Raw genomic sequence first — 12,780 nt, forward strand, 5'->3', positions numbered from 1 at the left:
TTTTAAAAAGAAAAGAGAGCGCCAAAGAAATCCAACTTAATGCTCAAGATTTCACGCTCTCTTATTATAATAACAACCATAGAAATTCACTTTCATTACACTCGGTTACTGCTAAAATTAAGCAGTCTAGAACATCTTATAATAAAATATTCCAGACTGCGCTTATTTATATATAGTTATAAGTTCTCATATAAAGAAGCTACATGTTTAGAAAGGTCATCAATATGCACTTCTTCACTTTCGCCAGTTTGACGCACTTTCACTTCAACAATACCTTCTGCAGCTCGTTTACCTACGACAATACGAATTGGTAAACCAATTAAATCTGCATCATTGAATTTAACGCCTGCTCGTTCTTGACGATCATCATAAAGCACATCATATTGTTGTTGCAATTGTGAATATAATTGATTACTTAATTCTAATTGTTCTTCTTTTTTAGGGTTAATCGTAATTAAATGTAAGTCAAATGGTGTCACTGATTTAGGCCATATAATACCATTTTCATCGTTGTTTTGTTCAACAATGGCACTTAATGTTCTAGATACACCTATACCATAACAACCCATGATTAATGGTTGTGCCTTACCTTGATTATCTAGGAATGTTGCATTCATAGATTCTGAATACTTAGTACCTAATTTAAAGACTTGTCCGACTTCAATACCTTCGGCAAACTTAGCTTCGCCTGAACCGTCACTTAATTGTTCACCTTCTAGAATGAAGCGGAAGTCACCGTATTCATCAATATTGAAATCGCGCTCTATATTAGCGTTAACATAATGATAGCCATCTTCGTTTGCACCTACGACTAAATTATTTAAATCTTTTACATAATTATCAACATAGATTTTAATATCATTATCATGAATTGGTCCAAGTGAACCTGGATGTGCGCCTAATAAGTTCACTATTTCATCTTGAGTTGCCATTTCAATATTATCTGTACCAAAATGTGCTTTTACTTTCACTTCATTTAATTCATGGTGTCCACGAACTAAGAACATAATAAATTCGCCATCAATTTTAAAAATCATTGTTTTTACAATTTCATCAAGAGGACGATTTAAAAAGTCAGCCAATTCTTGAGCCGTTTTCACATTAGGTGTAGCAATTTTTTCAAGTTCAGCTATTTCAGTATGTTTTTTATTAGGGTGATAAACTACTTCTGCTTTTTCAATATTAGCTGCATAATCACTAGACTCACTAAACACTATCGTATCTTCACCGATTTGGCTTAAGGCCATAAATTCGTGTGTATGGTTACCACCAATTGCTCCGGAATCAGCTACAACTGGACGAGCATTGATACCTACACGTTTGAAGATAAGGCTATAAGCGTTATACATATCTTGATATGTTTGGTCTAATGATGCTTCATCAGCATGGAATGAATACGCATCTTTCATAATGAATTCTCGACCACGTAATAGCCCAAAACGTGGACGTTGTTCATCACGGAATTTAGATTGAATTTGGAATAAAGTAAGTGGTAATCGTTTATATGATTTTAGTTCATCACGCACAATTGATGTCACTACTTCTTCATGTGTAGGTCCTAAAGCAAATTCTCGTCCATTACGGTCTTTTAAACGCATTAATTCTGGGCCATAAGCTCCCCAACGTCCTGATTCTTCCCATAATTCTGCTTGTTGTAGCGCAGGCATTAAGATTTCAACCGCATCAACACGTTCCATTTCTTCACGAATAATTCTAGAAATATTATTTAATACGCGCGTTGCAAGTGGTAAATAGCTATAAATCCCACTTGTACTTTGCTTAATCAAACCTGCTTTTAATAATAATTGGTGACTTAGTGCCTCTGCTTCAGCAGGCACTTCTCTCATCGTTGGTATAAATACTTTCGATTGTTTCATATCTTTATCCTCCTAAATCTATAAGAAATAGCGTTGTATGTCGTTCCAAGTTACTAATATCATAATAATGACTACAAATAATGCACCAACAGCAATGATTGCTGTTTCAGCTTTTTTATTAACTGGACGTCTGAAAATCGCTTCATAAATTACAAATAGAATTCTACCACCGTCTAGTGCCGGAATAGGTAATAAATTCATAATACCTAAGTTTACACTTAGCAATGCCGTATAATATGTCAACGCTATAATGCCTTGTTTCACTACTGAATCCACATTATGATAAATGCCAACCGGCCCATTTAACATATCGAATGAGAAATTACCTGTGAAAATACTCGCTATCATACCGCCTACAGCTGAGAATATTAACGTGCTTGCATCAATAAATTGACTAAAACCGAGAGCAAGCGGTTTAACTATAGTATGTTCTCTTTGAGGTTGGAAACCTAACACATAGTTCGTTTCAGAATTTAATTTCGTTTTTTTAATGACTTGTTTTTTAGGCGTAATATCAAATGATTTTGTTTGATTATCTCTTTTAACTTTAATAGTCGTTTTATTATCTTTGATGTCTTTCATTGCTGATTGGATTGCGTCAAAATCATCAACTTTATGATTGCCTACTTGGACAATTTTGTCGCCTGTTTTTAATCCTGCTTTTTGAGATGGAAAATTATCTGCTAACTTTCCTACTGTTGAAGTTGGCGTCCCTTGATAATAAGCTAAACCTATAAATAACACTACTGCTAGTAGGAAATTAAATAATGGACCTGCAAATAATGTTAAAAATTTCGGCAACGGTTTTTTATGGGCAAACTGACGATTTCTAGGTGCAATTTGTATTAAACTACCATTTTCAACAAAATAAGCTTTTTTAGCGATTGGATAATGATGACGTTCATTGTCATATGAGGTAATGCCTTCTATATATAAATCATCTTTAAAATCACATTTTTTTATTTCAATTGCTTCAATTTGTTGGAATTTATGTTGGTCATCTAAAATGATATGTGTAATCTCATCATGATCATTTAATTTAATTTTAACACTCATACCCGGTTCAACCGGAGGCTCTTCTAATCCATCTCCAGCCATTCTTACATAACCACCTACGGGCAATAAACGGATAGTGTATAACGTTTCGTCTTTACGAAAACTAAATATTTTCGGTCCCATACCAATCGCAAACTCTGGACACATAATTCCTGCACGTTTGGCAAAAAACATATGACCATATTCATGTACTGTCACAAGTACACCAAATACGATAATAAATGAGACAATCGTGATTAAATAACTCACATGCCACACCTCATTTAACTTTATTTTTCTACAACTATTCTTCTTTTTGAATGATGTAGATTATGTATTATTTAGTCGAATTATTCAAGAATTTTATTTTTAAGAAAAGGAGTTAAGAATTACATTATCTAGTAAATCTAGTCAAATGTGAACTCAATAACTCCTCAATTATATCATTATACTTTTTTCATATATAAACAGAACGTTAAATTCTTACTACATTTGTATTAATAAAATGTTGAGTAATGGCAAGACGAACATAAAACTATCGAAACGATCGAGTATGCCACCATGACCAGGTAAAATACGTCCAGAATCTTTTACACCAAAATGACGTTTGAAACCTGACTCAACTAAATCACCTAATTGTCCAAACATGCTTAGGATGATTGTTACAATTAATAATAACCAAATGTTTAGATGAAAATCTACGAAGAACAACATAACTAATGGCACGATTAAACTACAAATCAACCCGCCAATAAAACCTTCTATTGTTTTATTTGGACTAATCACTGGCCAAAGTTTGTGTTTTCCCATTAAACGGCCAAAGATATATGCTCCCGTATCCGTAAGCCATACAACTAAAAAGGCATAAAGGATATAGTGTAAACCATCAGAGCGTGTTGCATAGAAATACATAAATCCTATACCTACATATGCTACTGACATTAAACAAAATGCTGCATCCATAAAACTAAATCTGTTTTTAGAAAGTATAGTATAACTAAGCAATATAAAGCTCATTGCTACTAAACTTTTTAATTGAATATCATTTACCCAATGACCGGCATCTTGTGGCAACATAATAATGATTAATGCAACCGCACTAAATATACCGGGCACAGAAAGAAATTTAATCATATTCATATTCAAAAGTTCTTTTAAGGCAATTAATGCTAATAGGTAAGCAAATAACATTAAAATAGTTCCGCCTTTTAATAAAATAGGCAGAAAAATTATTAACGCAATAATTGCGGTTAAAGTTCTTACTTTCATACGCTACTCCTTACTTAATCCTCCAAAGCGTCTTTGGCGAGATTGATATATTTTTAAACATTTTCTGAATTCTTCACCATCAAAGTCTGGCCATAACTTCTCATTAAAGATAAATTCACTGTAAGAAGTTTGCCAAATAAGGAAATTACTAATACGTTGTTCTCCAGAAGTACGAATTAATAATTCAGGATCTGGGTATGGATGCGTCATTAAATGTTTCGTTATCATTGATTCCTCGATGTCGTCACTAGTTTGACCATTATTTTGAAGCTCATCATAAATTGATTTCATACTTTGAACAAGTTCAGCTCGTCCACCATAATTAATGGCAAATATTAATTTCAACCCTGTGTTATCTTTAGTTTTCGCTTTGGCATGTTCTATAGCTTCAATCGTTGATTGAGGTACTGCATCTAAAAATCCAATGGTTTCTATTTGAACATTTTTTTCTATTAGTTCTGGTAGAAAAGTTTTTAAAAAATTAATAGGTAAATTCATGATATAATTAACTTCATTTTCAGGTCTAGACCAATTTTCAGTTGAAAAAGCGTATAAAGTTAAATATTTAATGCCTAAATCGCTAGCCTCTCGAGTTACTTTCTTGATTGTTTGCATACCTTCATAATGACCTTTAATTCTTGGCATTTTACGCTTTTTAGCCCAACGTCCATTTCCGTCCATGATAATCGCTACATGTTCAGGTAAATTATGTAAATCTAAATCATCGTTCTGACTGATTTTAGTCTTATTTCTTTTTATTAGCTTTTTAAACATGGTCTTTCCTCCGAGCCTGATCATCTCTGTTATTATATTAATTATTTAAGAAATCATCTATCATTTTATCATACTCGATAATGGCATTGAATAAGCAAATTAAAAAACTGTACCAAAGTCTGAATTGGTACAGTTTAGACTAAAATAATTTATTGAGACGTGAACACTAATAATTGATACTTCGAAAAACTAATTCAAAGTCTCTCATAAGTAGAATTTAAGCCGAATCTCACTCCCTATTCTGACAAAACTTTAAGACTGATTTTGTACTCGAATAAAGGGTTGATTCTTGTCAAATTCTAAACATATTTGTTTCACACTCTTATACATTATTAAAAATAAATGCTACTGTCGATTTCATTAAACAGACATAATATCTTGTTCTTTGTCTTCAACTAGTTGATCAATTTCTTTAATTGAATTATCAGTCGCTTTTTGAACATCTTCTGTTTGACTTCTTAAGTCGTCTTCAGTAATGTCGCCATTTTTTTCGTCTTTTTTCAATTGGTCGTTGATGTCACGACGGATATTACGAATAGAAACTTTAGCATCTTCACCAATTTTTTTAACGTTTTTTACTAACTCTTTACGACGTTCTTCTGTTAATGCAGGTACTGTTATACGGATAACTTCACCATCACTAGTTGGGTTAACGCCTAAGTTAGCAGCATTGATTGCTTTTTCAATATCTGAAACAGATGATTTATCATATGGAGAAATGACTAATAAACGTGCTTCAGGAACATTGATACTTGCTAATTGTTGAACAGGTGTTGGTGCACCATAGTAGTCAACTGTAACACCGCTTAATAAATTTGAATTAGCTCTACCCGCGCTAATATTAGCTAATTCACGAGATAAGTTATCAATAGATTTACTCATTCTAGCTTTAGTATCTTGAATAATGTCACTCATAATTTTACACCTCTAATTATTTAGTTATTAATGTACCTATTTTTTCGCCCATTACTGCACGTTTAATATTTCCTTCTTCCATAATTGAGAAGACATTTAAAGGAATATTATTATCCATACAGAATGATGAGGCTGTTGAATCCATAACTTGTAGACCTTCTTGTAACATTTGGATATGTGTTAAATGTTCATATTTAACTGCGTTACTATCTACTTTAGGGTCTGCTGAATAAACACCATCAACATTATTTTTACCCATCAATATAACATCAGCTTCTACTTCTGCTGCACGTAAAGCTGCAGTTGTGTCAGTAGAGAAATATGGATTACCGATACCTGCTGCAAAGATAACTACACGTTTCTTTTCTAAGTGTCGGATAGCACGACGACGAATATATGGTTCAGCAACTTGTTTCATTTCAATTGAAGTTAATACGCGTGTATCACATTCTAATTGTTCTAAACTATCTTGTAATGCTAGAGCATTCATAACTGTAGCAAGCATGCCCATGTAGTCAGCTGTTCCACGGTCCATACCTAAATCACTACCAGTTTTGCCTCTCCAAATATTACCGCCACCGACGATTACAGCAATTTCACAGTCCATTTTAGCTACTTCAGCAACTTGTTTCGCTACACTTTTAATGATAATTGGATTAATACCGAAGCCTTTATCACCAGCAAGTGCTTCACCGCTAAGTTTTAATACTACACGTTTATATTTAGAAGTTTGCGCCATTGTTTTTTCCTCTCTATTGTAAAAATATGTAATTATACAAGTAAAGAAGACACAGACGCGTCTCCTAACATAAAGTAAACTTTATAGTAGAAAACCTCAAAGGTGCCTTCTTTCTTGTTTAATAATGTTGACAGATTATTTCATTTGTCCTTTAACTTCATCAGCGAAGTTTTCTTCACGTTTTTCCATTCCTTCGCCTACTTCATAACGTACGAAGTCAACAAGTTTTCCACCTTTAGATTTTAAGAAAGCTTCAACTGTTTGATCTGGATCTTTAACAAAGTTTTGGTCAACTGCACAAATTTCTTGAAGATATTTACGTAAACGACCTTCTACCATTTTTTCAACGATATTTTCAGGTTTACCTTCATTTAATGCTTGTTGTTTTAATACTTCTCTTTCGTGGTTGATTTCGTCTTCACTTACTTGGTCTGAAGAAACATATTTAGGGCTAATTGCCGCGATGTGCATAGCAACATCTTTAGCAGCTTCTTCATCAGAAGAACCTTCAACAACAGTTAATACGCCAATACGTCCACCCATGTGTAAGTAAGCGCCGAATGCATCGTTGTCTGATTTAGTTCTTACTTCAAAACGACGGATGCTTAATTTTTCACCGATAGTTGAGATAGCTTCTTTCATTCTTTCGTCAACTGTTTTACCGTTAGATAATTTAGTTTCTAATAAAGCTTCAACTGTTTCAGCTTTGCTTTCAAGAACTTGGTTAGCAATTTCTTTAACTAATTCTTGGAAACCTTCATTACGAGCAACGAAGTCTGTTTCAGAGTTAATTTCAACGATAGCAGCTTCATTACCTTTTACTTCTACATGTACTAAACCTTCAGCTGCGATACGGTCAGCTTTTTTAGCTGCTTTAGCGATACCTTTTTCACGTAAGTAATCAATCGCTTTATCGATGTCACCATCAGTTTCAGTTAGCGCTTTTTTACAATCCATCATACCAGCGCCAGTTCTTTCACGTAATTCTTTAACAAGTTTTGCTGAAATTGCCATTAATTATTCCTCCAATATTTCTAATTGTAATAATAGATGATACCTAAATATTACCATTAAAGGTACTATAATTTCCAATACTCTATTATTATTTTTTAAAGTTGTTTTTATCCTTAGATATGATTTTAATCTTTTAATTAAATTACCGCTTTATAAACAGGCAACATTTCAAAGTATTAAGTCATTTATCTAAGTTTAATCATTTAATTAATTATTTGAAAAAAGGGCGATAAGCATTACATCTTATCACCCATTTAAACTATATCTTAGTTTGATTCAACAGTAGTATTGTCTTCAGTTGATTCTGCTTTTTGAGTTTCTTCTTTTTCATCTAAATCGATGTTTTGTTCTGCAGCTACTTCATCGTTAGAAATACCTTGTTGACCTTCTAAGACAGCGTCAGCCATTTTACCAGTTAATAATTTAACGGCACGAATAGCATCATCGTTTGCTGGGATAACGTAATCAATTTCATCTGGATCACAGTTAGTGTCAACAATACCAACGATTGGAATATTTAATTTATGTGCTTCAGCAATTGCGTTACGCTCTTTACGAGGGTCAACTACAAAGATTGCTTGAGGCATAGATTTCATATCACGGATACCGCCTAAGAATTTGATTAAACGGTCATATTCTTTTTTAAGTTCAACAACTTCTTTTTTAGGTAAAACGTCGAATAAACCGTCTTCTTCCATTTTTTCGATTTCAGAAATACGTTTAATACGTTTAGAAATTGTTTTATAGTTAGTTAAAATTCCGCCTAACCATCTTTGGTTAACGTAGAATTGTCCAGCACGTTCTGCTTCAGCTTTAACTGATTCTTGTGCTTGTTTTTTAGTACCAACGAATAAGACTTTACCGCCATCTTCTGATACTTGTTTAATGAAGTTATAAGCTTCTTCAACTTTTTTCACTGTTTTTTGTAAGTCAATGATATAGATACCATTTCTTTCAGTGAAGATGTATTTTTTCATTTTTGGGTTCCATCGACGTGTTTGGTGGCCGAAGTGAACACCAGCTTCTAGTAATTGTTTCATTGAAATTACTGCCATAATAAAATTCCTCCTATTGGTTTTTTACCTCCATAACAAACTAATATAAAGACAATATTTATTGCACCCTTTATATATACATTTATTATGTGTGTATTGGCTTTATAGCCGTCAATAATATTATCATATAACTGCTTATAGTGCAATCATTTATTTTATTACAAAAATGAATTTAATCAGAATAAAAACTGCTGATGGTAACTTTCCTTCTCAGCAGTTCAATATATAATTAGAAATAGTATTATTTACTAACTTTTAATATTATTTATTACGTTCTAATTCATCTAAGAATTTTTCTTTTTTCACTTTAATGAATGTACCTTTCATACCTAAGGATCGAGATTCAATCACACCTGCACTTTCTAATTTACGTAGTGCATTTACAATTACTGAACGTGTGATGCCCACTCTATCCGCTACTTTAGATGCGATAAGTAGACCTTCATTGCCACCTAATTCTTCAAAGATATGCTCAATAGCTTCTTTTTCTGAATATGAAAGTGAGTTGATTGCCATTGTAATAGCCGCTTTATCACGTGCTTCTTTTTCAACTTCATTATGCTTTTCACGTAAAATTTCCATGCCGATAACTGTTGCTGCATACTCGCCAAGGACTAAATCATTTTCATTGAAGTCATCTTTGACACGACCAAGTACTAATGTACCTAATCTTTCTCCTCCACCAAGAATTGGAAAGACTGTAGTACGGCTACTAGTGAATGCGTCTCTGTCTTCAGGTGGGAATACAGTTAATTCGTTATCAATATTAATGTTAGATTCTGTTTGTTTAACGTCCATTAATAATTCAGTGTATTCACTTGGAATGTGCTTACTTTCTAACATTTCATTAATTCGTTCACTTTTTAAAAGTTCATTTAAACTTGAACCTAAAATTTTGCCTCTACGCGAAACAATAAATACATTTGTTACTGTAACATTACTGATTGTTTGAGCAACGTCTTTAAAATCTACCGCGATGCCCTTATGTTTTTGTAATAATGTGTTAAGTTCTCTAGTTTTAGATAATAAGCTCATAAAATTTCTCCTTTATATATATTATAAGATAAATGCACTTAAATCTTTATTAGTTGAAATAGATTTCAACTTATCATCAACATACTGTGGTGTTATATCTACAACCGCATTTGGCATACTTGGTGCTTCATACGATAAATCTTCAAGCATTTTTTCTAAAATAGTGTGTAAACGACGTGCTCCAATATTATCAGTGTCCTGATTTACTTGATAAGCTATTTCAGCTAATCTTGTAATCGCTTCCTCTGAGAAGTTCACAGTTACATTTTCAGTATTAAGTAGAGCCTCATATTGCTTGATAAGTGATAACTTAGGCTCTGTCAAAATTCTATAGAAATCATTAACTGTTAAGCTTTCAAGCTCAACTCTAATTGGAAAACGTCCTTGTAATTCTGGAATTAAATCACTTGGTTTTGAAACATGGAAAGCTCCAGCACCGATAAATAGCATGTGTTCAGTATTTACAGTACCATATTTAGTTTGAATCATGCTACCTTCGAGAATTGGCAAGATATCTCTTTGAACACCTTGTCTAGAAACGTCTTGGCCACTATTAGAATTATTTGTTGCTACTTTGTCAATTTCATCGATAAAGATGATACCCATTTGTTCAGCTAATTCTAAAGCTTCTTGATTAGCTGTTTCTTGGTCTATCAATTCGTCAGCAAAGTCATCAGCTAAAACTTTACGTGCCGTTTTAACTGGCACTTCACGTTCAACCTTACGCTTAGGCATTAATTGGTTCATCATGTCTTGCATTTGTTGATTTTGGTTAGTGCCAAGCATACCTAAAGCGCCTGGATCTTGCTCAACTTTAATTTTAACTTTCTCTTCTTCAAGTTTACCATCTAAAAGTTGTTGTTTGATTTCAGAGCGTTTCGTTTTAATTTCTTCAGTAGGTGCTTCTTCTTCCTCTTCTTCATTATTATTATTGAAGTTAGGAATAGCGCCTCCTAATAAAGACTCAAATGGATTGCTATTTTGTGATGCCTTTTTCTTCATGCTAGGAACTAATAATTTCACTAATTTTTCATTAGCTTTATTAATTGCTTCATCTTTAACTAGCGCTTTCTTTTGATCTTTCACTAATCTTACTGCAACATCAACTAAATCTCTTACCATACTTTCAACGTCACGTCCGACATAACCTACTTCAGTAAATTTAGTTGCTTCCACTTTAATGAACGGAGCTCCTACAACTTTAGCCATGCGTCGTGCTATTTCAGTCTTACCTACACCTGTTGGGCCAATCATTAAGATATTTTTAGGTGCGATTTCTTGTTTAGTTTCTTCGTCAAGAAGACTTCTTCTATATCTATTTCTTAATGCGATAGCTACTTTACGTTTAGCGTCGTCTTGACCAACAATGTATTCATTCAATTTAGATACGATATCTTTAGGTGTTAATTTTATACCGATTGCATCCATCAATGTTTACCTCCAACTAAATGTATGTCCATTTCTATTCATTTCTCATTTTTAGAAAATTATAGCGTTTCCACGATAATATTATCATTTGTGAAGACGCAAATATCTGATGCTACTTTTAAACTTTCATATGCCATTTCTTTAGCTGACATTTGAGAAGCATGACGTTTCAAGGCTCTACCAGCACTTAAAGCATAGTTGCCTCCTGACCCAATAGCAATGAGATCATCGTCAGGCGCTATTACTTCACCAGTACCACTTACAACTAATATGGCGTCTTTGTCCATAACAATTAACATTGCTTCAAGTTGACGTAATTGCTTATCTCCTCGCCATTCTTGAGCAAGCTCGACTGCTGCACGTTCTAAGTTACCGCTAAATTGTTGTAATTTGGTTTCAAACTTCTCAAATAAAGTAAACGCATCAGCTACACTTCCAGCAAATCCAGCTAAAACTTTACCTTCGTATAGCCTTCTCACTTTACGGGCAGTTTGTTTCATAATGACTTGTTCACCAAGTGTAACTTGGCCATCGCCAGCCATTGCTGCTTCACTGTTGTGTCTAACAGCATAAATTGTTGTAGCATGTAATGATGTATTACTCATTTATTTACTCTCCTTTTTCGCTCGAGGATGTGCATTTAAATATACTTTACGTAATTGTTGATTAGATACATGTGTATACTTTCCTGTTGTAGAGAGATTCACATGACCTAATAGAGACTGAACGGTTCTTAAGTCTGCACCTTGATTTAGTAAATGTGTAGCGAACGTGTGTCTTAGCTTATGGGGATGAATCTCCGTCACGCCAGCCGTCCGTTTCACTATATCATTAAGTACATGTCTAACTCCTCTTTCAGTTATCGCTTCACCTTTCATATTTACAATCAAAAAAGAATGTCGCGCATGTTGAACAGGTTTAAACTCGTTTAAATATTGTTCAATACTTTGGCGACAAAACTCTCCGAAAGGAACAAAACGCTCTTTATTACCCTTTCCCAATACTTTCACACCAGGTAAGGACATGTCGATATCACTTAATTTTATATTTACAAGCTCTGAAACACGGATTCCCGTAGCATAAAGTAATTCTAAGATAACTCTGTCACGTAATCCTTTTTTAGAATCCTTTGCTACAGTGTTAAATAATTCTTCCATCTCTTCTTCATAGAAAAATTGAGGTAAGTATTGTTCTTTTTTAGGATGGACTAACTGAACAAAAGGATTAACCACTGATTCATCTTGTGTCATCCAAAATTCATAGAACGTTCTTAATGTCGAAATTTTTCTAGATACAGTGGTACGTTTCAAATTTTGAGAATATAAAAAGCTTAAGTAATTTCTTGCATCTTTATACTCGAATGTTTTTAAATTTAATAATTCTTGATCTAAAAAATGATTAAATTGTATTAAGTCATCATGATATGACTTAAGCGTATGGGCAGAGAAATTTCTTTCAACTTTGAGCATATTTAAAAATATCTCTTGGATTTCTTTCACTTAAAAATCCCCTCCATCATATGCATTGTAGCATATAACATAAAGGGGACTAAAATAATTAGCTATAGAATTCAAAATCTTTTGAGAATTATTCAAAATATCGAAATAATTTTTAAAAAATTGATTTAATTATTTTATAA

The 12,780-nt window shown here is 33.2% G+C and carries 12 protein-coding genes; all 12 read right to left on the reverse strand.

Features of this window, described 5'->3' with window-relative positions:
• Positions 1–176: 176 nt before the first annotated feature.
• The 12 genes from FH144_RS02070 to xerC all read right to left on the reverse strand — a co-directional run bounded on the left by FH144_RS02070 (position 177) and on the right by xerC (position 12,640).
• Positions 177–1,877 carry a proline--tRNA ligase gene (locus FH144_RS02070; RefSeq protein WP_242313470.1) on the reverse strand — a complete coding sequence of 567 codons (1,701 nt, stop codon included), beginning with the start codon at positions 1,875–1,877 and terminating at the stop codon, positions 177–179.
• A gap of 18 nt (positions 1,878–1,895) precedes the next feature.
• Positions 1,896–3,182 carry an RIP metalloprotease RseP gene (rseP, locus tag FH144_RS02075; protein ID WP_242313471.1) on the reverse strand — a complete coding sequence of 429 codons (1,287 nt, stop codon included), beginning with the start codon at positions 3,180–3,182 and terminating at the stop codon, positions 1,896–1,898.
• Between the two features lie 216 nt (positions 3,183–3,398).
• The gene (locus FH144_RS02080; protein WP_242313472.1) at positions 3,399–4,181 is read right to left on the reverse strand and encodes a phosphatidate cytidylyltransferase; all 783 of its coding nucleotides are present in this window, start codon (positions 4,179–4,181) and stop codon (positions 3,399–3,401) included.
• 3 nt (positions 4,182–4,184) lie between these two features.
• Positions 4,185–4,955, reverse strand: coding sequence for an isoprenyl transferase (locus tag FH144_RS02085; protein ID WP_242313473.1), 771 nt, complete (start codon positions 4,953–4,955; stop codon positions 4,185–4,187).
• A gap of 360 nt (positions 4,956–5,315) precedes the next feature.
• Positions 5,316–5,870, reverse strand: coding sequence for a ribosome recycling factor (gene frr / locus FH144_RS02090; RefSeq protein ID WP_107507613.1), 555 nt, complete (start codon positions 5,868–5,870; stop codon positions 5,316–5,318).
• 16 nt (positions 5,871–5,886) lie between these two features.
• Positions 5,887–6,609 carry a UMP kinase gene (gene pyrH / locus FH144_RS02095; protein WP_107507614.1) on the reverse strand — a complete coding sequence of 241 codons (723 nt, stop codon included), beginning with the start codon at positions 6,607–6,609 and terminating at the stop codon, positions 5,887–5,889.
• Between the two features lie 135 nt (positions 6,610–6,744).
• Positions 6,745–7,623 (reverse strand): translation elongation factor Ts, encoded by an 879-nt coding sequence (gene tsf, locus FH144_RS02100; RefSeq protein ID WP_198611317.1) that lies wholly within the window; start codon positions 7,621–7,623, stop codon positions 6,745–6,747.
• Between the two features lie 266 nt (positions 7,624–7,889).
• Positions 7,890–8,678, reverse strand: a complete 789-nt coding sequence (rpsB, locus tag FH144_RS02105; RefSeq protein ID WP_119525872.1) for a 30S ribosomal protein S2 — start codon at positions 8,676–8,678, stop codon at positions 7,890–7,892.
• A 261-nt stretch (positions 8,679–8,939) separates the two neighbouring features.
• Entirely contained in the window at positions 8,940–9,713 is a 774-nt protein-coding gene (gene codY / locus FH144_RS02110) for a GTP-sensing pleiotropic transcriptional regulator CodY (protein WP_107507617.1), read from the reverse strand.
• Between the two features lie 21 nt (positions 9,714–9,734).
• On the reverse strand, positions 9,735–11,141 hold the full coding sequence (gene hslU, locus FH144_RS02115) for an ATP-dependent protease ATPase subunit HslU (RefSeq protein ID WP_242313474.1): 1,407 nt from the start codon (positions 11,139–11,141) through the stop codon (positions 9,735–9,737).
• 59 nt (positions 11,142–11,200) lie between these two features.
• Positions 11,201–11,746, reverse strand: coding sequence for an ATP-dependent protease subunit HslV (gene hslV / locus FH144_RS02120; RefSeq protein ID WP_242313475.1), 546 nt, complete (start codon positions 11,744–11,746; stop codon positions 11,201–11,203).
• The gene (xerC, locus tag FH144_RS02125; protein ID WP_242313476.1) at positions 11,747–12,640 is read right to left on the reverse strand and encodes a tyrosine recombinase XerC; all 894 of its coding nucleotides are present in this window, start codon (positions 12,638–12,640) and stop codon (positions 11,747–11,749) included.
• Positions 12,641–12,780 lie beyond the last annotated feature (140 nt).

Origin of the sequence: Staphylococcus sp. acrmy (assembly GCF_022690565.1) — a bacterium.
Classification (GTDB): domain Bacteria; phylum Bacillota; class Bacilli; order Staphylococcales; family Staphylococcaceae; genus Staphylococcus; species Staphylococcus caledonicus.